At 69.7% G+C, this 20,258-nt stretch carries 20 protein-coding genes; 13 read left to right on the top strand and 7 right to left on the bottom strand.

Annotation, left to right across the window (positions count from 1 at the left end; genetic code table 11):
* The first annotated feature begins 36 nt into the window (after positions 1-36).
* The 10 genes from tsaE to RGD00_RS08675 all read left to right on the top strand — a co-directional run bounded on the left by tsaE (position 37) and on the right by RGD00_RS08675 (position 13,059).
* Positions 37-525: a tRNA (adenosine(37)-N6)-threonylcarbamoyltransferase complex ATPase subunit type 1 TsaE gene (tsaE, locus tag RGD00_RS08720; protein WP_310456925.1), complete on the top strand. Its 489-nt coding sequence runs from the start codon at positions 37-39 to the stop codon at positions 523-525.
* On the top strand, positions 518-1,528 hold the full coding sequence (locus tag RGD00_RS08715) for an aminoglycoside phosphotransferase family protein (protein ID WP_310456924.1): 1,011 nt from the start codon (positions 518-520) through the stop codon (positions 1,526-1,528). The genes tsaE and RGD00_RS08715 overlap by 8 nt, the downstream gene beginning before the upstream one ends.
* Positions 1,504-2,196 carry a nucleotidyltransferase family protein gene (locus RGD00_RS08710; RefSeq protein ID WP_310456923.1) on the top strand — a complete coding sequence of 231 codons (693 nt, stop codon included), beginning with the start codon at positions 1,504-1,506 and terminating at the stop codon, positions 2,194-2,196. The genes RGD00_RS08715 and RGD00_RS08710 overlap by 25 nt, the downstream gene beginning before the upstream one ends.
* The gene (gene addB / locus RGD00_RS08705; protein ID WP_310456922.1) at positions 2,189-5,110 is read left to right on the top strand and encodes a double-strand break repair protein AddB; all 2,922 of its coding nucleotides are present in this window, start codon (positions 2,189-2,191) and stop codon (positions 5,108-5,110) included. The genes RGD00_RS08710 and addB overlap by 8 nt, the downstream gene beginning before the upstream one ends.
* Positions 5,107-8,406 (top strand): double-strand break repair helicase AddA, encoded by a 3,300-nt coding sequence (addA, locus tag RGD00_RS08700; protein ID WP_310456921.1) that lies wholly within the window; start codon positions 5,107-5,109, stop codon positions 8,404-8,406. Before addB ends, addA begins: the two co-directional genes overlap by 4 nt.
* Before the next feature lie 58 nt (positions 8,407-8,464).
* A complete protein-coding gene (trxA, locus tag RGD00_RS08695; RefSeq protein ID WP_310456920.1) occupies positions 8,465-8,785 on the top strand; it encodes a thioredoxin in 321 nt (106 codons plus the stop codon).
* Positions 8,786-8,915: 130 nt separating this feature from the next.
* Positions 8,916-9,473 (top strand): ATP-dependent protease subunit HslV, encoded by a 558-nt coding sequence (hslV, locus tag RGD00_RS08690; protein WP_310456919.1) that lies wholly within the window; start codon positions 8,916-8,918, stop codon positions 9,471-9,473.
* An 85-nt stretch (positions 9,474-9,558) separates the two neighbouring features.
* Positions 9,559-10,659 carry a hypothetical protein gene (locus RGD00_RS08685; protein ID WP_310456918.1) on the top strand — a complete coding sequence of 367 codons (1,101 nt, stop codon included), beginning with the start codon at positions 9,559-9,561 and terminating at the stop codon, positions 10,657-10,659.
* Entirely contained in the window at positions 10,656-11,957 is a 1,302-nt protein-coding gene (gene hslU, locus RGD00_RS08680) for an ATP-dependent protease ATPase subunit HslU (protein ID WP_310456917.1), read from the top strand. The genes RGD00_RS08685 and hslU overlap by 4 nt, the downstream gene beginning before the upstream one ends.
* A complete protein-coding gene (locus tag RGD00_RS08675; protein WP_310456916.1) occupies positions 11,947-13,059 on the top strand; it encodes an alpha/beta hydrolase in 1,113 nt (370 codons plus the stop codon). The genes hslU and RGD00_RS08675 overlap by 11 nt, the downstream gene beginning before the upstream one ends.
* Here the strand turns inward: RGD00_RS08675 and RGD00_RS08670 are convergent.
* Genes RGD00_RS08670 through RGD00_RS08660 form a run of 3 tightly spaced genes read right to left on the bottom strand, consistent with a single transcriptional unit; the run spans position 13,056 to position 15,353 of the window.
* Positions 13,056-13,667, bottom strand: a complete 612-nt coding sequence (locus tag RGD00_RS08670) for a Smr/MutS family protein (RefSeq protein WP_310456915.1) — start codon at positions 13,665-13,667, stop codon at positions 13,056-13,058. The two genes, RGD00_RS08675 and RGD00_RS08670, sit on opposite strands and share 4 nt — an antisense overlap.
* Position 13,668: 1 nt before the next feature.
* Positions 13,669-14,688 carry a murein transglycosylase A gene (mltA, locus tag RGD00_RS08665; RefSeq protein WP_310456977.1) on the bottom strand — a complete coding sequence of 340 codons (1,020 nt, stop codon included), beginning with the start codon at positions 14,686-14,688 and terminating at the stop codon, positions 13,669-13,671.
* Positions 14,688-15,353 carry a Tim44/TimA family putative adaptor protein gene (locus RGD00_RS08660; RefSeq protein WP_310456914.1) on the bottom strand — a complete coding sequence of 222 codons (666 nt, stop codon included), beginning with the start codon at positions 15,351-15,353 and terminating at the stop codon, positions 14,688-14,690. The genes mltA and RGD00_RS08660 overlap by 1 nt, the downstream gene beginning before the upstream one ends.
* 119 nt (positions 15,354-15,472) lie before the next feature.
* Here RGD00_RS08660 and RGD00_RS08655 point away from each other — a divergent pair, with 119 nt between their 5' ends.
* The gene (locus tag RGD00_RS08655) at positions 15,473-15,973 is read left to right on the top strand and encodes an FxsA family protein (protein WP_310456913.1); all 501 of its coding nucleotides are present in this window, start codon (positions 15,473-15,475) and stop codon (positions 15,971-15,973) included.
* Positions 15,974-16,049: 76 nt separating this feature from the next.
* Complete coding sequence (secB, locus tag RGD00_RS08650; RefSeq protein WP_310456912.1) at positions 16,050-16,559, top strand: protein-export chaperone SecB; 510 nt, start codon at positions 16,050-16,052, stop codon at positions 16,557-16,559.
* A gap of 6 nt (positions 16,560-16,565) precedes the next feature.
* Here the strand turns inward: secB and dnaQ are convergent, their stop codons facing one another.
* Genes dnaQ through RGD00_RS08630 form a run of 4 tightly spaced genes read right to left on the bottom strand, consistent with a single transcriptional unit; the run spans position 16,566 to position 19,285 of the window.
* On the bottom strand, positions 16,566-17,267 hold the full coding sequence (gene dnaQ / locus RGD00_RS08645) for a DNA polymerase III subunit epsilon (protein WP_310456911.1): 702 nt from the start codon (positions 17,265-17,267) through the stop codon (positions 16,566-16,568).
* On the bottom strand, positions 17,260-17,856 hold the full coding sequence (gene coaE / locus RGD00_RS08640) for a dephospho-CoA kinase (protein ID WP_310456910.1): 597 nt from the start codon (positions 17,854-17,856) through the stop codon (positions 17,260-17,262). The genes dnaQ and coaE overlap by 8 nt, the downstream gene beginning before the upstream one ends.
* The gene (locus RGD00_RS08635) at positions 17,853-18,695 is read right to left on the bottom strand and encodes a shikimate dehydrogenase (RefSeq protein WP_310456909.1); all 843 of its coding nucleotides are present in this window, start codon (positions 18,693-18,695) and stop codon (positions 17,853-17,855) included. Before RGD00_RS08635 ends, coaE begins: the two co-directional genes overlap by 4 nt.
* Positions 18,692-19,285, bottom strand: coding sequence for a Maf family protein (locus RGD00_RS08630; RefSeq protein WP_310456976.1), 594 nt, complete (start codon positions 19,283-19,285; stop codon positions 18,692-18,694). The genes RGD00_RS08635 and RGD00_RS08630 overlap by 4 nt, the downstream gene beginning before the upstream one ends.
* 426 nt (positions 19,286-19,711) lie before the next feature.
* On the opposite strand from RGD00_RS08630, the gene RGD00_RS08625 reads away from it, so the two are divergent.
* The gene (locus RGD00_RS08625) at positions 19,712-20,164 is read left to right on the top strand and encodes a CopD family protein (RefSeq protein ID WP_310456908.1); all 453 of its coding nucleotides are present in this window, start codon (positions 19,712-19,714) and stop codon (positions 20,162-20,164) included.
* Positions 20,165-20,258 lie beyond the last annotated feature (94 nt).

Genomic DNA, 20,258 nt, shown 5'->3' with positions numbered 1-20,258 from the left:
TTGCGGGGGCTGGCAGAGCGTTTACAACTCTGCCCCATGACCGACCGCACGCTTTCCCTGCCGCTGCCCGATGCCGCAGCCACAGACCGCCTTGGCCGCTGGCTGGCCGGGCGGCTCGGCGCGGGGGATGTGGTGCTGCTGTCGGGGCCGATCGGGGCGGGCAAGACGCATCTGGCCCGCGCGCTGATCCAGGCGCGGCTGGCGGCCCAAGGGCTGCACGAGGACGTGCCCTCGCCCACCTTCACGCTGGTGCAAAGCTATGAGGCGGGCGGCCTGACGATCTGGCATGCCGACCTCTACCGCCTGTCGCACCCGGACGAACTGGCCGAACTGGGGCTGGAAGAGGCCATCGGCACCGCCCTGTGCCTGATCGAATGGCCCGACCGGATGGGTGCCGCCACCCCGACGGATGCGTTACACGTGAAACTTTCCGCGGATGGCGAAGGGCGGCGGGCCGCCTTCGCCGGCGGGCCGAAATGGGCGGGCCTGCTGGCCGCGCTGGAAGAAGAGGGTTTCGATGACTGACCGCGCGGCGCTTATGGCGGCGTTCATAGGGCAAGCCGGGTGGGGCACGGCAGAGATGCGGTTTCTGGCCGGCGATGCGTCGAACCGCAAGTATCACCGCCTGCACCGTGGCGCGGAAACCGCCGTGCTGATGGACGCCCCGCCGGAAAAGGGCGAGGACGTGCGCCCCTTTCTGCATATCGCAGGGCATCTGCGCGCCCTCGGCCTCAGCGCGCCGGGATGTCTGGCGGCGGACGAGGCGGCGGGATTCCTGCTGCTGGAGGATCTGGGCGACGACCTTTACGCCCGGGTGCTGGAACGCGATCCGGCGGGCGAGGATCGTCTCTATGCCGCCGCAACCGATGTATTGGCGCATCTGCATGCCCATCCGGCCCCCGCAGGGCTGGCGGCCTATGACACCCCCGCCATGGCGCGGGCGGCGGGGCTGGCGGTCGGCTGGTATGCCTTCGCGATCACCGGCGAACGGGCGGACCCCGCACCGCTGATGGATGCCGTGGCCGAGGCGCTGGACCGGCTGGCGGCAGAGCCCCCGGTGGTGATCCTGCGGGACTATCACGCCGAAAACCTGCTGTGGCTGCCGGGGCGCGCGGGCCTTGCCCGTGTCGGCCTGCTGGATTTCCAGTCGGCAGAGATGGGACAGCCCGCATATGACCTGATCTCGATGCTGCAGGACGCGCGGCGCGATGTGTCCCCCGGGATCGAGCCCGCGATGATCCGCCGTTTCGCCGATACCACGGGGCGGGAGGAGGCACAGGTCGCCCGCGCCTGCGCCGCGCTCGGGGCGCAACGGGCGTTGCGGATCCTCGGTACCTTCGCGCGGCTGTCGCTGCATTACGGCAAGCCGGGCTATGTGCGGCTGATCCCCCGGGTCTGGGGGCAGTTGCAGCAGAACCTTGCCCATCCGGCGCTTACGGGGCTGGCGCGCGCGGCCGCCCTGCCGCCGCCCTCCCCCGCCGCCCTGCAACGGATCACGGACCAATGCGGCACGATCCCGACGCTGTGATGCTGTTCGCCGCGGGTTTCGGCACCCGCATGGGCGCGCTGACCGCGACGCGGCCCAAGCCGTTGGTTCCGGTCGCGGGCCGGGCGCTGATCGACCATGCGCTGGCGCTGGCCGACGGGGCGGGCGTGGCGCGCAAGGTGGTGAACCTGCACTATCTGGGCGACCAGATCGCCGCGCATCTGGCCGGGCGGGCGGATGTCGCCCTGTCGTGGGAACCCGAGATCCTGGAAACCGGCGGGGGCCTGCGCGCCGCGCTGCCCCTGTTGGGGCCGGGGCCGGTGTTCACGCTGAATACCGATGCGGTCTGGACGGGGGAAAACCCGCTGTCGCGCCTGCGTTCGGGCTGGGATCCGGCACATATGCGCGCGCTGCTGCTGCTGGCGCCCGCCGACCGGGTGACGGGGCACAGCGGTAAGGGGGATTTCGCGCTGGACGACCAAGGGCGGATCACGCGCGGCGGGCCGCTGGTCTATCTGGGGGCGCAGATCGTGAATCCGGCCGGGATAGAGATGATTCCGGGCGCCTTCTCGCTCAACCGCCTGTGGGATGCGATGATCGCGGGGGGTACGGCGCACGGCATGCTCCACCACGGCGGCTGGTGCGATGTGGGCCGGCCCGAGGGCATCGCGCTGGCCGAGGCGATGCTGCAAGAGGCCGGGCGTGTTTGAGGGGCCCGCCCCCCGGGTTTTCGGCCTCGCCCCCGGGGTCGATTTCCCCCGCGCGCTGGTCGAGGGACTGCGCACCCGCCTGCCCGGCCCGCCGGAGGCGCTGGCCCGTGTCACGCTGTTTGTCAACACCACCCGCATGCGCCGCCGGGTGACGGATCTCTTCGCCGCCGCCGGGCCGGGCCTGCTGCCGCGCATCCGGCTGGTCAGCGATCTGACGCATGACCCGCTGCCCGGCGTACCCGCCGCGCTGCCTCCCCTTCGCCGGCGGCTGGAACTGACGCGGCTGATCGCCCGGCTGCTGGATGCGCAGCCCGACATGGCCCCGCGCGCGGCGCTTTATGATCTGGCCGACAGCCTTGCCGCGCTGATGGATGAAATGGCGGGCGAGGGCGTGCCGCCGGAACGGGTCGCCGCGCTCGACGTGTCGGACCATTCGGCGCATTGGCAGCGGACGCAGGCCTTCCTGTCCATCATCACCCCCTTCTTCGCCGACAGCACCGCCCCGGACCCCGAGGCGCGGCGGCGGCTGGCCGTGACCCTTCTGGCCGCCGCATGGGCCAAGGCGCCGCCCTTGGGCCCGGTGATCGTCGCGGGATCTACCGGGTCGCGCGGGACGACCGCGTTGCTGATGCAGGCGGTGGCGCGGCTGCCGCAGGGGGCGATCATCCTGCCGGGGTTCGATTTCACCATGCCCGCGGCGGTCTGGGACAACCTCGACGATGCGCTGACGGCAGAGGACCACCCTCAGTACCGCTTTGCCCATCTGCTGCGCGGGCTGGACCTGCGGCCCGGCGATGTGCAGGCGTGGTGCGGTACCGAACCACCCGATTTGGGCCGCAACAGGCTCGTTTCTCTGGCACTGCGCCCCGCGCCGGTGACGGACCAGTGGCTGGCCGAAGGCGCCGCCCTGCCCGATCTGCGCGCCGCCACCGCGGGCCTGACGCTGATCGAGGCCCCCGGCCCGCGGGACGAGGCCCTGGCCATCGCCCTGATCCTGCGCGAGGCGGCAGAGGATGGCCGCCGCGCCGCGCTGGTCACCCCCGACCGAGGCCTGGCGCGGCAGGTGGTGGCGGCGCTCGACCGTTGGGGGATCCTGCCCGACGACAGCGCGGGCCAGCCACTGGCGCTGTCGGCGCCGGGGCGGTTCCTGCGGCAGGTGGCGCGGCTCTTCGGTCAGCGGCTGACGGCACCCGCGCTGCTGGCGCTGCTGAAGCATCCGCTGGCGCATTCCGGCGTGGATCGCGGCCCCCATCTGCTGCTGGTGCGCGAACTGGAACTGGACCTGCGCCGCAACGGCCCCGCCTTTCCCGATGGGCCGCTGCTGCGCGCATGGGCCAGCGCGCGGGGGGCAGAGGATTGGGGGGTCTGGCTGGAACAGTGCCTTTCCGGCATCGACAGCATCGGCGAACGCCCGCTGGCCGACCATCTGGCGCATCACCTGTCGCTGGCCGGAACGCTCGCCCAGGGCCCCGGCGAAGGGGGTACCGGCAGGCTGTGGCAGGATACGGCGGGCGAGGCCGCGCAGGCCGCCGTGGCGGCGCTGGTGGCAGAGGCCGATCATGGCGGGCCGATGGGCCCGGCGGATTACGACGCGCTTTTCGCCGCGCTGCTGCACGAAGAGGTCCGCGAAAGCGCCATTCCCCATCCCGCGATCATGATCTGGGGCACGCTGGAGGCCCGGGTGCAGGGCGCGGATCTGGCGATCCTCGGCGGGCTCAATGACGGCACCTGGCCGCAACTGCCCCCGCCGGATCCCTGGCTGAACCGGCAGATGCGGCTGCGCGCGGGGCTGTTGCTGCCCGAGCGGCGCATCGGCCTGTCGGCGCATGATTTCCAACAGGCGATCGCCGCACCGCAGGTCGTGCTGACCCGCGCTGTGCGGGATGCAGAGGCGGAAACCCTGCCCTCGCGCTGGCTGAACCGGCTGACGAACCTGATGCAGGGGCTGGCCGGCCGGCATGGGCCGGAGGCGCTGGCCGATATGCGGGCGCGGGGGCGGGTCTGGCTCACCCATGCCCGCAGTCTCGAAACCGCCGAAAACGCGGTGGATCGCGCCACCCGCCCCGCCCCGCGCCCGCCGGTGGCACAGCGGCCCCGGATATTGCCGGTGACGCGGATCGAGACGCTGATCCGCGATCCCTATGCCGTCTATGCGCGGCATATCCTGCGGCTCTATCCGCTCGACCCCCTCGGCCGGGCGCCGGATGCGCGGCTGCGCGGATCCGTCCTGCATGCGGTGATGGAACGTTTCGCCCTGGCCCGGCCGGAAGCCGAGACGCCCGACGCCGCCCGCGACCGGCTGATCGCCACTGCGCGGGCGGAGCTTGACCGGCTGGTGCCCTGGCCCGCCGCGCGGGCGCTGTGGCTGTCGCGGATCGCGCGGGTGGCCGACTGGTTCGTGGCGTTCGAGGCGGCGAACCCCGGCGTGCCCGTGGTGCTGGAAACCCCCGGCGCAGTGACTATTCCGGGGGTGGACATCACCCTGACCGCGAAACCCGACCGGATCGACATGATGCCGGACGGGCGGCTGCATGTGATCGACTACAAGACCGGCAGCCCGCCGTCGAAAGACCAGTTGACCCATTTCAACAAACAGGTGCTGCTGACCGCCGCGCTGGCCGAACGCGGGGGCTTTGCCGCCATCGGGCCGGTGGAGCCGGGGCGGGGCACCTATGTCGGCCTCGGCACCAGCCCCGAGGCGCGGGCGGTGGATATGGGGCCGGAGGAATTGCAGGCGGCTTGGGCCGGATTAGAGACGCTTTTGGCCCGCTACGCCCGGCGCGAACAGGGCTATGTCTCGCGCCGTGCCGTGTTCAACCTGCGCTTCGGCGGCGATTACGACCACCTCGCCCGCTACGGCGAATGGGATCAGAGCGACCCTGCGGTGCCCGTCGATGTGGGGGGCGCCGAATGATCCGCGATGCGGCCAGCGAACGGCAGGTGCAGGCGGCGGATCCGGGGGCATCCACCTGGCTGTCGGCCAATGCGGGGTCGGGCAAGACCCGGGTGCTGACCGACCGGGTGGCGCGGCTGTTGCTGGCGGGCTGTCAGCCGCAGCGGATCCTGTGCCTGACCTATACCAAGGCCGCGGCGAGCGAGATGCAGAACCGGCTGTTCCGCCGTCTGGGTGCCTGGGCGATGCTGGAGGAAGGTGCGCTTCGGGCAGAGCTTGACCAGCTTGGCGTCGGCGGCACGCAGGATGCCGAAACGCTCGCCGCCGCCCGCCGCCTGTTCGCCCGCGCGATCGAGACGCCGGGGGGGCTGAAGATCCAGACGATCCACAGCTTCTGCGCCTCGCTTCTGCGCCGCTTTCCGCTGGAGGCAGGGGTGTCGCCCCAGTTCACGGAAATGGACGACCGCACCGCCGAACTGCTGCGGGCCGAGATCATCGAGGAAATGGCGGATGCCGATGACGGGGTGATCGCCGCGCTGGCGCGTCACTATTCCGGCGAAAGCTTTACCGATCTGGCGGCGGAATGCGCCCGCCACCGTGCCGGTTTTGCCGCCCCCCACGACCTGCACGCGGCTTTCGGCCTGCCGGAGGGGATGACGGCAAAGCGCCTTTTGGCCGATGTGTTCCTGGGGGGTGAGGCTGCGTGGCTGGCCAAGGCCGCGCCGGTGCTGGCGCAGGGCAAGGCGACGGACGTCAAGCTGGCCGAAACGCTCGCGGCGCTGGACCTGGACGCGCCCGATCTTGGCGTGCTGGCGGCGCTGGAGGGGCTGTTCCTTTTCGGCGAGAAGACCAAGGCGCCCTTTGCCGCCAAGATCGGCAGCCTGCCCACCAAGGACACGCGCGCGGCGCTTGGCCCCCTGCTGGCGCCGCTGGAGGACTGGATGGCGCGGGTAGAGGCCGCGCGGCCCGGACGGCTCGCCCTCGTGGCCGCCATGCGGGGGGCCGTGTTGCAGGCGTTTGCGTCACGATTCCTGCCGGAATACGAACGCCGCAAGCTGTTGCGCGGATGGCTCGACTTCGACGACCTGATCCTGCGGGCGCGGGCGCTGCTGACCGATCCTTCGGTGGCGCAATGGGTGCTGTACCGGCTGGATGGCGGCATCGACCATATTCTGGTGGACGAGGCGCAGGATACCTCGCCCGACCAGTGGAAGGTGATCGAGCTTCTGGCGCAGGAATTCACCGCCGGCGAAGGCGCGCGGGGCGAGGGGCGGACGATCTTTGTCGTCGGCGACAGGAAACAGTCGATCTATTCGTTCCAGGGCGCCGACCTTTCGACTTTCGAGGCGATGCAGGCCCAGTTCGGCACCCGGCTGGCGGCCGCGCAACAGGGGCTGAACGTGCTGGAACTGGAATATTCCTTCCGGTCCTCGCCCGCGGTGCTGAACGTGGTGGACCGGACCTTCGGGCCCGAGGCGCTCGGCGGTGCGGTGCGGCATCTGGCGTTCCGTTCGGCCATGCCCGGGCGCGTCGATGTCTGGCCCGCCCTGCCCCCGGCGGACGACCCCGAACCGCAGGATTGGTTCGACCCGGTGGACATGCCCGCCCCGCGCCACCACACCGCCGAACTGGCCGAAACCATTGCGGCGGAAATCGGCCGGATGATCGCGGCGCGTGCGCCGGTGCCGGCGCAGGGGGGCGGGTTCCGGCCGGTGCGGGCGGGGGATTTCCTGATCCTCGTGCAGCGCAGATCGGCCCTGTTCCAGCAGATCATCCGCGCCTGCAAGGCCCGCGGCCTGCCGATCGCGGGGGCCGACAGGCTGCGTCTGGGTGCGGAAATGGCGGTGCGGGATCTGGCGGCGCTGCTGTCCTTTCTGTCGCTGCCCGAGGACGACCTGTCGCTGGCGGCGATTCTGCGGTCGCCCCTGTTCGGCTGGGGCGAGGCGGCGCTGCACGACCTCGCCCATGGCCGCAAGGGATACCTCTGGGCGGCGCTGCGCGACCGGGCGACGGATTTCGCCGACACCCATGGCGTGCTGACCGACCTGCGCGACCAGGCCGACTACCTGCGCCCGTTCGAACTGATCGACCGCATGCTGACCCGCCATGACGGCCGCCGCAAGCTGATCGCCCGTCTGGGGCCGGAGGCGGAGGACGGCATCGACCAGTTCCTGCAACAGGCGCTGGCCTATGAGCGGGTGGAAATCCCGAGCCTGACCGGCTTTCTCGGCTGGCTTCAGACCGACGATATCGAGGTCAAGCGCCAGCCCGACAGCGCGGGCAACCGGATCCGGGTGATGACGGTGCACGGCGCCAAGGGGCTGGAGGCACCGGTGGTCATCCTGCCCGACACCGCCGACCGCAAACTGCCCGAACAGGGTGAAATCGTCACGCTCGCCGATGGCACGCCGATCTGGCGCGTGGCCAGCGCCGACATGCCCCCGGCGATGGCCGAAGCCCGGGCAGAGGCGCAGGCGCGGCGCGCGGCGGAAAACCTGCGGCTTTTGTATGTGGCGATGACGCGGGCGGAAAGCTGGCTGATCGTGGCGGCGGCGGGCAAGCTGGACAAGGGCGAGGCCTGGCACGACCTGATCCGCGCCGGGGCAGAGGCCGCGGGGGCGGTTGCGCAGGATTTCCCGACCGGGGCGGGGCTGCGCCTGCAACACGGCGACTGGCCCGATACGGCGGCAGAGGTAGTGGCGGCAGCACCCCCCGCCCCGCCGCCCCTGCCCCCTTGGGCGCGCAGCCATGCCGCGACGCCCCCCCGGCCCATGGCGGCGCTGTCGCCATCCGACCTCGGCGGGGCGAAGGCGCTGGCGGGCGAGGGCGACCCGGACGCGCTTGCGCGCGGAACGGCGCTGCACCGGCTGCTGGAACTGCTGCCCGGGCGGGCAGAGGCGGAATGGGAACCGCTGGCCCGCACCCTGCCGGGCGCGGATGCGGGGCTGCTGGCAGAGGCGGGGGCGGTGCTGCGCGATCCGGCGCTGGCGGCCCTGTTCGCCCCCGATACGCTGGCAGAGGTGCCGGTGGTGGCGGATCTCGGCGGGCGACGGATGATGGGGGCGATCGACCGGCTGGTGGTCACGCCCGACCGTGTGCTGGCGGTGGATTTCAAATCCAACCGCATCGTGCCCCCCCGCCCCGAGGACGTGCCCGAAGGCATCCTGCGCCAGATGGGCGCCTATGCGGCGGCGCTGGCGCAGATCTATCCCGGGCGGCGGGTGGAAACGGCGGTGGTCTGGACCGCCGCGCCCCTTCTGATGCCCCTGCCACAAGATCTGGTGAATGCGGCGCTGCGGCGCGCAGCGGTGGGTTGACGGCCCCCGGCCGCCTTCTTACCTTCTGAGGCGACACATTCCGTCTGGGAGATATGAAATGCCCTCCGTCGCCGCCACCGATTCCACCTTCGACGCCGAAGTCCGCCAGTCCGACATCCCCGTGGTCGTCGATTTCTGGGCCGAATGGTGCGGCCCCTGCAAACAGATCGGCCCCGCGCTGGAAGAGCTGTCGGAACATTATGCCGGCCGCGTGAAGATCGTGAAGGTGAACGTGGACGAAAACCCCGGCGCCACCGCCGACATGCGCATTCGCGGCATTCCGGCGCTGTTCCTGTTCAAGGACGGGCAGGTGGTGTCGAACAAGGTCGGCGCCGCGCCCAAGGCCGCGCTGCAAAGCTGGATCGAAAGCGCGATCTGAGGTTTCGGCCCCTTGGGGTCGGTCGGGGCGCCTTGCGGGGCGCCCTTTGTTTTCGGGCAGGGTCGGGGCAAGATGACGTCGGCTTTCCGGGCGCGGTGGTCATAGTGCGATGGCAGGCGGAGGACAGGCGATGGCGGAAGAACGGTTTCCCGGCTGGCACGGCACCACGATCCTCGCGGTGCGGCGCGGCGGCGAGGTGGTGGTGGCCGGCGACGGGCAGGTGAGCCTGGGCCAGACCGTCATCAAGGGCACCGCGCGCAAGGTGCGCCGCCTGTCGCCCGGCGGGCATCAGGTGGTGGCGGGCTTTGCCGGTTCCACCGCCGATGCCTTCACCCTGCTGGAACGGCTGGAGAAGAAGCTGGAGGCGATGCCGGGGCAGCTGGCGCGGGCGAGCGTGGAACTGGCCAAGGACTGGCGCATGGACAAGTACCTGCGCAATCTGGAGGCCATGCTGATCGTCACCGACGGCAAGGTGCTGCTGGTCATCACCGGGGCGGGCGACGTGCTGGAACCCGAACATGACGTGGCGGCCATCGGGTCCGGCGGCAACTTCGCGCTGGCCGCGGCGCGGGGGCTGATGGAAACCGAGTTGGGCGCCGAGGAGATCGCGCGCAAGGCGATGGCCATCGCGGCCGATATCTGTGTCTATACCAACGGCAACCTGACGGTCGAACGGATCGGGGCTTAGGCGGCGATACGGCCAGCCCTTGCGGCTTGAAGTGCCCTGCGCTTGGCCATACCTGTGATCGGCGAACCACCGAGGGGCCCGCCCGATGACCGAGACCGCCGCGCTGCCCCATGGCACCGCCCTGCTGACGCCCGACGATCTGCGCGCCGCCGTTGCCGCCGGCACGATCACCGAGGCGCAGGCGGCGCGGCTGACCGTTCTGGCGCAGGCCCGCGCCGGGCAGCGCGCCGCGATGGGCCCGGATGACGAGCCGTTCGAACTGTTCAAGGGCTTTGCCGAGATCTTCGTGTCGGTCGGGCTCATCCTGCTGATCGCCGGGGTCATGACGCTGGCCGCGATCATGGAAGGCCCCGTCCTGCCCGCCATCGCGGCGGCGGTCGCCTGGGGGCTGGCGCTCTACTTCACCCGGCGGCGGCGGATGACGCTGCCCTCGATCGTGCTGGCGGTGGCCTTTGCCTGCGGGGCGTTGGGGACCATCGGCCAGTTGATGGGCAAGATGCTGGACAACATGCAGGAGGCGCGGGGCTGGGTCCTGCTTTACGCCGTTCTGGGGCTGATCGCGCTGGCGGCGCATTTCCGCACCTTCCGGGTGCCGTTCATGGCGCTGCCGATGGGGCTGGTGGCGGCCGCGATCGTGTTCCTGCTGGTGGACTGGGTGATGCCCTTCGGCGATTTCCCCGACAGCTGGGAGGCCGCCTTCGACCTGACGCATGGCACCGGCCTGCCCGTCGCCACGCTGATCTTCGGGCTTCTGGCGCTGGCGGCGGGGCTTTACTGCGACATGCGCGATCCCTGGCGGCTGGGGCGGTGGTCGGCCACCGGGTTCTGGCTGCATATCCTTGCCGCCCCCGCGCTGGTCAACACCGTGGCGCTGACGGCCTGGAACACCGGGGGCACGGCGGGGTATCTGGCGCTGGCCCTGGCGCTGGTGGTCATCACCGGGCTGGCGCTGGCGATCGACCGGCGCAGTTTCCTGACCGCCGGTCTGGGCTATCTGGCGGTGCTGCTGGTCTGGGCCCTGCGGATCGGGGAAAGCACCGGGTCCATCGCCCTTCTGCTGCTGATCCTCGGCGCCATCGTCACCGGCCTCGGCAGCTGGTGGACGGACCTGCGCGGCGCCTTGATGCGGGCGCTGCCCGCGTTTCCGGGCAAGAACCGCCTTCCCCCCTATGCGGAGCAACCATGACCAACCTCACCCCGCGCGAGATCGTATCCGAGCTTGACCGCTTCATCATCGGCCAGCGCGACGCCAAGCGCGCCGTGGCCGTAGCGCTGCGCAACCGCTGGCGGCGGCGGCAGCTGGACGAGGGGCTGCGCGACGAGGTCTATCCCAAGAACATCCTGATGATCGGGCCCACCGGCGTGGGCAAGACGGAAATCAGCCGCCGACTGGCGCGGCTGGCCCGCGCGCCGTTCCTCAAGGTCGAGGCGACGAAGTTCACCGAGGTCGGCTATGTCGGCCGCGACGTGGACAGCATCATCCGTGACCTGACCGACGCCGCGATGATCGAGACCCGCGCGCGGATGCGCGAAGAGGTGAAGGCCCGCGCCCACAAGGCGGCGGAAGACCGGGTGATCGCCGCGCTGGCCGGCACCGATGCCCGCGAGGCGACGAAAGACATGTTCCGCGGCAAGCTCAAGCGCGGCGAACTTGACGCGACGATGATCGAGCTTGAGGTCGCCGATACCTCCAACCCCTTTCCGCAGATGGAAATGCCGGGCGGGATGGGCATGGGGGTGATGAATCTGGGCGATCTGTTCGGCAAGGCCCTTGGCGGGCGGCGGGTCCGCAAGCGGATGACTGTCGCCGAAAGCTATGAGGTGCTGATCGGGGAAGAGGCCGACAAGCTGCTGGACGACGAACAGGTCCGCGCCGCGGCGCTGGAGGCGGTGCAGGAAGACGGCATCGTCTTCATCGACGAGATCGACAAGGTCTGCGCCCGCGCCGAGGCCCGCGGCGCCGATGTCAGCCGCGAAGGCGTACAGCGCGACCTGCTGCCGCTGATCGAAGGCACGACCGTTTCCACCAAGCACGGGCCGGTCAAGACCGACCATATCCTCTTCATCGCCTCCGGCGCGTTCCATATCGCCAAGCCGTCGGATCTGCTGCCGGAACTTCAGGGGCGGCTGCCGATCCGGGTGGAGCTTTCCGCCCTGACGGAAGAAGATTTCACCCGCATCCTGACCGAGACCGACAACGCCCTGACCCGCCAGTATACCGCGCTGATGGAAACCGAAGGCGTGCAGGTCCGTTTCACCCCCGACGGCATCGCCGCGCTGGCGCGGATTGCCGCCGAGGTCAACCGAAGCGTCGAGAATATCGGCGCGCGTCGGCTATATACGGTGATGGAGCGCGTGTTCGAGGACCTGTCCTTCACCGCGCCCGACCGTGGCGGCGAAGAGGTGGTGGTGGATGACGGCTTCGTGGAACGCCATGTCGGCGACTTGGCCCGCTCGGCGGACCTCAGCCGCTATGTTCTCTGACGCGCTGCGGCTGCTGGCGCTGGCGCTGCTGCTGGCGGGCTGTGCCCCGCGCGGGGCGATGGTGTTGCTGCCCGAGGCGGCGGACATCGGCACGACGCAAGAGATCTTTGTTGCCACCAGCCGCGATGTGGATGCCGGAACCGGCGTCCACGGCCATCTGCGCAACCTGACGGAAACCTACGAACGCTACGCGATCTCCATCCCGCCGGAACGGGAACTGGGCACCATCACCTGGGCGCCCCGGCGCGGCACGCCCGACCCGCGGACGCAGTTCCTGACCACCGCGGCGGAACAGTTCGGGTCGGCCGCCGAATTCCGCGCCGCGATGGGCCGGTCGCTGCGCGCCCTGCCGAAGGGCCAGCGCGAGGCGGTGGTCTTTGTCCACGGGTTCAACACCAATTTCGCCGAAGGCGTCTATCGCATCGCGCAGTTCGGCCATGACCTCAAGATGTCCGGCGTGGTGGCGCATTACGCCTGGCCGTCGCGGGCAAGCCCCCTCGGCTATGTCTACGACCGCGATTCCGCGCTGTTCGCCCGCGACGGGCTGGAACGGCTGATCCTCGAAACCTCTGCGGCGGGTGCCGAACGGATCATCCTGGTGGCGCATTCGATGGGCGCCAATCTGACGATGGAGGCGCTGCGCCAGATGTCGATCCGGGGCGAGACAAAGGTGCTGCGCAAGGTCGGCGGGGTGGTGCTGATTTCGCCCGACATCGACGTGGATGTGTTCAAGGCGCAGGCCAGCGCGGTCGGGCATCTGTCGGAGCCCTTCGTCGTCTTCACCTCGCGCCGCGACATGGCGCTGGCGCTGTCGGCGCGGATCACGGGCGAACGCGCGCGGTTGGGGAACCTGCGGGATGTGGCGGAACTCAAGGACCTGAACGTGACGCTGCTGGAGGTCGGGGCCTATTCGGACGGCACGGGGCATTTCACGCCCGGCACCTCGCCCGCGCTGATCCAGTTGCTGAGCCGCATGCCCGATATCAACACCGCGCTGCGGGCCGACGAACTGGGGCGGGTGGGGCTGCTGCCGGGGGCGGTGCTGACGGTGCAGAACGCGACGCAGATCATCCTGTCGCCGGTGGTGGGGCTGGTGGACTAGTCCTGACCGCGGTGGCGGCGCAGGTAGACATAACAGGCCCCCGCGCCGCCGTGTTTCAGATGCGCCTCGGCCACCTGCAACACCACGGCGGACAGCGGCGGCAGGTGGAGCCAGCGCGGCACCTGATGGCGCAGCGCCCCCATGCGGGCCGGAATGGGGCCGGGATCGTCACGCATCTTGCCCTTGCCGGTGATCACCAGCACCAGCCGCAGCCCGCCCGCATGCGCCCCGAGGATGAACCGGATCAGCGCGCCATGCGCCTCTGCCAGCGTCATGCCGTGCAGATCCAGCCGCGCCTCCGGCACCGTCTTGCCGCGGCGCATGGTGCGGTAGGTCCTGGCATCCATCCGTAACGGCGCGGCGGCGAGTTCATCGCGCAGCGGGGGGGCAAGGTCATGGCTGCGGGCGCCGCCCGGGGCATGCGCACCGATGCGGAAGGCCGACAGGCCCGGCGCATCCTGCCGGGGCAGGGGTGGGCGCAGGGCGGGGGGCTCTGCCGCAGGTTCCGGCGCCTTCGGGCGGTGGGGGTGCAGGGGCCGGGTGCTGCGGGCCACGCGGTCCCACAATTCGGCCTCTTCCGGGTGCAGGGGGCGGGGCGGGCGCGCCATGTCACCGCCCCGCGGCTGTCAGGGTGATCGCCAGCGGCATCAGCACCACCATCCGCCCGCCATCGCGCACCCGGCCCGCGACCTCGCCCGCCGCCATGCCGGTGCCATAGAAGATGTCGGCCCGTTGCGCGCCCTTGATCGCGGTGCCGGTATCCTGCGCCACCATCAGCCGCCGCAGGGGCCCCGGCGCGTCCTTTTCCACCCAGACCGGCGCGCCGAGCGGTACATGCGCCGGATCCACGGCGATGGACCGCCCGCCCGTCACCGGCCGCCCCATCGCGCCGAAGGGCCCGCTTTCGGGGGGCAGGTCGTCCAGCCGGCGGAAGAACACGAAGGACGGGTTGGTCAACAACAGCGCCCGCCCCGCCGCCGGGTTGCGGCGCACGTAATCGCGGATGGCGCGGGCGGACACCTCATGCGCCTTGAAAAGCCCCCGGCGCACCAGTTCGGCGCCTATGGAACGGTATGGGTGGTTGTTCTTGGCCGCGAAACCCACCCGCATCACCCGCCCGTCCGGGAAACGGATCCGGCCCGATCCCTGCACCTGCAAAAAGAACGCCTCCACCGGGTCATCCAGCCAGGCCAGTTCCAGCCCGCGCCCGCGCAGCAGGCCGCGCCGTTCGATCTCTGCCCGCGAATGCCAGATGGAACGGGGGTTCATTTCCGGCGGCTTGGCATAGATCGGATGGGCGAAGCGCCCGGAACGGGTGGGCGATCCGGCCAGTTCGGGTTCGTAATAGCCGGTGAACAGCGCCGGGGGCGCGCCGATCTGAACGGGGCGGAAGAACAGTTCGAAAAATGCCCGCGCATCGGTCACATCCGCCGCCAGACGGCACAGGGGGGCCCATTCCGGCCCCCTGATCAGGTCGCAACTGCCGCGAAAGGCGGCCAGCGCCGCGGCGTGGTCGTCGCGCGCCCAACCTTCGAGATCGTCGAAGGACAGTTCCTGCGCGGGGGCGGCGGTCACGGCAAGGGCCGCGGCCAGAAGGGCGGCGCCAAGGGCGCGGGCCGCCGCACGCATCATTCCCCGGTGGCGACCAGCTGCCAGTTCGGATCGTCGGAGCCCATGTTGCGGGCAAAGGTCCAGACGTCGCGCTGGCGGCGGATTTCGGTCGGGCTGCCCTCGACCACCTCGCCCACGCGGTTGCGCACGACCGAGGTGAGTTCGCCGACGAAACGCACGGTCAGTTCGGCCTCGCGCGTGTCGCGGTCGAAGGTGGCGGATTGCAGCGTCAGTTCCCGCAGGCCGACGAAATTCGCCTCGACCGTCAGCCCTTCACGTTCGCGTGCGGCCACCACCTCGGCGAAGGTCTGGTAGACCTCTTCGGCCAGAAAAGGCCGGATCGCCGCCAGATCGCCCTTTTCGAACGACATCAGGATCATCTCATACGCGCCGCGCGCGCCATGCAGGAAATCCGACACGGAAAAGGCGGGTTCGGCGTTCTTCATCGCCGCCAGCGCGCGGGCGGAGGGGCTGCCCTCGGGCACGTGGTCGGTGATGTCGCGGTCGGGTCCGCCCTCGATCACGGCGAAATCGCGCCGGCGCGGGCGTTCATCCGCCTCTGTCGCCGGCGGCAGGGGCGGTTTTTCGTATCCTTCGCGCGTTCCGAGAACGCTTCGGAGGCGCAGGATAAGAAACACCGCGATGGCGGCCAGAACCAGAAGCTGCAACACGGGAGAGCTCATCGTTACCTCGGTTGGGGGTCGTCTGCCCGGAAATCCGGGGGCGACCGCTTGGTGAGAGGGCCGCTTTTCATTATGTAAGCGGTGGGTGGGGTCAAGTCCACCTTTGCACTGGAGGTAAGATGGCCAGGGGGCTTCTTTGGGCGTTCGTCCTGCTGCCGCTGATCGAGATCGCGCTGTTCGTGATCGTCGGCGGGTGGCTTTCGCTGTGGCCGACGCTGGCGCTGGTGGTGCTGGCGGCGGTGGCGGGCATGGCGGTGCTGCGCCGCCAGGGCGCGGTGACGGCGGGGCGGATGCGCGCGGCGCTGGCGCAGGGCGCGGACCCGGGCGGGGCGCTGGCCGAAGGGTCGCTGATCATGCTGGCGGGGGTGTTGCTGGTCCTGCCGGGGTTCCTGTCGGATGCGGTCGCGCTGATGCTGCTGACGCCGCCGTTGCGCCGGGCGCTGATCGGCTGGGTGGGCGCGCGGGTGGTCACGGTCAACCTGGGCGGTTTCGCCGCACGCGGGGCCGGCATGCGGGGCGAGACGATCGAGGGCGAATGGGAAGAGGTAGACCCTTCCGACACCCGCCACCGCCCCTCTGGCTGGACGCGCCCGCCGCTGCCCGATGACAGGGGCCAATGACGCTGGCCGGTGACGTTGTGGGCGACCTGCCTTCCTGATAGACAGGCCGCACAAAGCATTTCAGCAGGAGAACACCATGTCCGACGCCAATGGGGGGACGCCGCAGGCAGAGCCGCAGGCCGCACCGCAGGTCCGCTTGCAGGTGATGGCGCAGTACATCCGCGACCTGTCGTTCGAGAACGCGCTCGTGCAACGCGGCCTGCAATCGGGCAATGAGGTCCAGCCCGACATCCAGGTGCAGGTGAGCCTCGACGCGGCCAAGCGGTCGGCGGATCACCAGTACGAGGTGACGCAGAAATACAAGATCACCGCCAAGAACCGCAGTGGCAATGGCGACATGCTGTTCCTGCTGGAAATCGACTATGGCGGGGTGTTCCATGTCGAAGGCGTGCCGGAAGACCAGATGCACCCCTTCCTGCTGATCGAATGCCCGCGGATGACCTTTCCCTTCGTCCGCCGCATCGTGTCGGACATCACCCGCGACGGCGGCTTCCCGCCGCTGAACCTCGATCCGGTGGATTTCCTCGGCCTTTACCGGCAGGAACTGGCCCGGCGGCAACAGCAGCAGCCGGCGGTGACGAACTGAGGGCGGTCAGCCGCCCCATTTCTTCCAGATCGCCGCATCGCCCATGGCCCCGACAAAGGCGGCATGGGCGGCGGTTTCCTCTGCTGTCACGCGCGGGGGCAGGGCGCGCGGGCGCGGCCCGGGGCGCCAGGTGCCCAGGGTTTCGGCGCTTCCCGCACGCGGCGTCGCGGGGCCGACGGCCAGTGTCAGCCCGGGCTGACGGCCGCCGATGAGTTCCAGATAGACTTCCGCCAGGATCTCGCTGTCCAGCAGCGCGCCGTGCTTGGTGCGCGCCGAATTGTCCACGCCAAAGCGACGGCACAGCGCATCCAGCGAGGCCGGCGCCCCGGGAAACCGGCTGCGTGCCATCGCCAGCGTATCCAGCGCGCGGTTGGCAGGCATCGCCGGATAGCCCAGAAGGCCCAGTTCGAAGTTCAGGAACTTCATGTCGAAGGTGGCGTTGTGGATCACCAGCCGCGCATCGGCGATGAATTCCACGAAATCCGCCGCGATACGTGCGAAAACCGGCTTGTCGCGCAGGAAATCGTCGCCAAGCCCGTGAACGGCGAAAGCCTCTGCCGGCATGTCGCGTTCGGGGTTGATGTATTGGTGGTAGGTCCGGCCGGTGGGCATGTGGTTCACCAGCTCCACCGCGCCGATTTCGACGATGCGGTGGCCTTCCGAGGGTTCGAACCCCGTTGTTTCGGTATCGAGAACGATTTCACGCATGGCGGGTACTGCGGATATAGGCGATCAGGGCGATGACGCAGGCGCGGACGGACTCCATCGCCAGCGTTTCTATGATATGGGTGGCGCGGGCGCGTTTGTCACGGTCCGGCATCTGGCGGGACAGGATGGTGTCGAACTGCGCCTCGGTCATCCCCGGGCGGGCGAGGACGCGGGCGCGTTGCAGCGCGGGCGGGGCGGTGACGACAAGGGTGGCGTCCATCATCGCGTCGCTGCCGCCCTCGAACAGCAGCGGAATGTCCAGCACCACGATGTCGGCTGTTGCCTGCGAGATGAAATCCGCGCGGTCGGCGCCGACGAGGGGGTGGACCACGGCCTCGATCCGGCTTAGCGCCGATGGGTCGGCGGCGATCCATGCCTTCAGCGCGCCCCGGTCGATACCGCCATCCACCAGCGCAGGCGGATGCAGCGCGGCCAGCGGCGCGACCGCCGCACCGCCGGGGGCGTAAAGACGGTGCACCGCGGCGTCGGCGTCCCAGACGGGTACGCCTTCCGCCCGGAAGAGCCCGGCGGTGGTCGATTTTCCCATGCCGATGGAACCGGTAAGGCCCAGGCGGAACGGCACCGTCATCCCGCCAGCACCGCAGCCCGGGTTTCGGGCGTGACCTCGGGCCGCTTGCCGAACCAGCGTTCGAACCCCGGCACCGCCTGATGCAGCAGCATGCCGAGCCCGTCCACCGTGGTGCAGCCGATGGCCCGGGCCTGTTGCAGCAGCGTGGTTTCCAAGGGCGTATAAACGATGTCCGTCACCAGCGCGCGGGGGTCGAGCGCATCCAGAGGCACGCGGAATTCCGGCTTGCCGGTCATGCCGAGCGCGGTGGTGTTCACCACGGTCGCGGCCTCTTCCAGCATGTTGCCGGCCTGCACCCAGTCGTAGACCACGACGCGCGCGCCGAAATCGGCCCGCAGGGCATCGGCGCGCGGGCGGGTGCGGTTGGCCACGCGGACCTCCGGCACGCCGACCTCCAGCAGGGCGGCGACCACGGCGCGGGCGGCGCCGCCGGCACCCAGAACCGCCGCCGGGCCCGCGCCGGGGTTCCAGTGCGCGGCCTCTTGCCGCAGGTTGGCGATGAAGCCGGACCCGTCGGTGTTGTCGGCGTGGATCCGGCCATCCTTGCGGAAGATCAGCGTGTTCGCCGCGCCGATCAGCGCCGCGCGGTCGGTGATGATGTCGGCCAGACCCAGCACCGTTTCCTTGTGCGGGATCGTCACGTTCACGCCGACGAAGCCGAGCCTGGGCAGAACCTCCAGCGCCTGACGCAGATCGGCCTGCGCGATATCCATCGGGATATAGTGGCCCTTGAGCCCGTAGTGGCGCAGCCAGTAGCCGTGCAGCGCGGGCGAGCGGCTGTGCGCGACGGGCGAGCCGATGACACCGGCAAGCGGAATGCGGGCAGGTGCGGCGGTCATGACTCGATCATTCCCCTCTGGCCGAGATAGGTGAGAAGCGGCAGCAGCGGCAGGCCGAGGATGCCGAAGTGATCCCCGTCGATGCGCGAGAAAAGGCGGATGCCCTCTGCCTCGATCCGGTAGCCGCCGACGGTTTCGGTGATGCCCGCCCCGGCCCGCGCGATATAGCCGGCCAGCCAGGCATCGGAAAAGTCGCGCATCGTCAACCTTGCCTCGTCCACATGGCGCCAGACCGGCGCGCCGGCCTCGTATAGCACGACCGCCGTGTGCAGATGGTGGGTCTGGCCACGAAGAGCCAGCAACTGTGCCCTGGCTGCATCAGCATCCGCCGGTTTGCCCCAGACCTCGCCGCGGAAGTCGAGCACCTGGTCGCAGCCGATCACCACCGCATCCGGGGCCTGGGCGGCGACGCGGCGGGCCTTCTGTTCGGCCAGCATGTCGGCCTGATCGCGCGGGCGGATGCCCTCTGCCGTCATGGCGGCGCGCAGGGCGTCTTCATCCACGCGCGCGGGGCGGGTGGTGACGGCGACGCCCGCATCGGCCAGCAGGCGCGTGCGGGTGGGCGAGGCGGAGGCAAGGATCAGGGGTATTGTCATCCGATGTGGGCGTGTCTGTGGAAAATGCCGTTTTGTTCTTGCGGGCGCTGTGGGCGCAACCGGAGCCGTTGCAGGGGAAGTGGCCCTCTGGCGCCGTTGCTGTCAAGCGCCGGGGCAGGTTTTCCACCTCGGGACAGGATAACAGGCGGCCTGTGGGCAACAGGGCATCCACGGCGGCGCGGGAAAAGCATCAACAGGATACCGCTTTGTCATCATCCTGTCATGACATTGATTTCAAATGATATAATTCGGGCTTTACGAAAGTTTCGTCGCCGCGCCCGGTATTTTCCACAGGGTTTTCCCATGGGGCGATCCGGTGGAAAACTGTGGCTTTCCTGTTATCCCGAGGGCCAACATTCTCTGAATCCTTTCTTTAAATATTTCTTTCTGATTAAGAAGAGGCAACGATGGAGGCTGCCGGTGCTCGACCTGCTTTCGGAATATTATCTGGTGATCAAGGCGCTGCATGTCGTGTCGGTCATCGCCTGGATGGCAGGGATATTCTACCTGCCCCGGCTGATGGTCTATCACGCCGAACAGGTGGCCAACGGCCTGCCCCAGGCGGAGGACCTGTTCCGCACGATGGAGCGGCGGTTGCTGCGGGCGATCATGAATCCGGCGATGATTTCCACCTGGGTCTTTGGGCTGCTGCTGGTGCTGACGCCGGGGGTGGTGGACTGGTCGGATGCGTGGCCCTGGGCCAAGGCGGCGGCGGTGCTGGCGATGACCTGGTTCCACATGTGGCTGGCGGCGCGGCGGCGCGAGTTCGCCGAGGGACGCAACACCCGCACGGGCCGGACCTACCGGATGATGAACGAAGTACCGACGCTTTTGCTGCTGGTGATCGTCTTTGCCGTGATCGTGAAGTTCTGAAGCGTTGACTTTGCGCGCTATCGCAGGTACCGCAGCTTCCGTCCGGTCCCGGACGGGAATCCCCCTGCATATCCTCGCGCCGCGCTGTCCTGCG

The organism is Ruixingdingia sedimenti, assembly GCF_031432425.1.
Classification (GTDB): Bacteria; Pseudomonadota; Alphaproteobacteria; order Rhodobacterales; family Rhodobacteraceae; genus Ruixingdingia; species Ruixingdingia sedimenti.
This window is presented reverse-complemented; position numbering and strand designations above follow the sequence as displayed.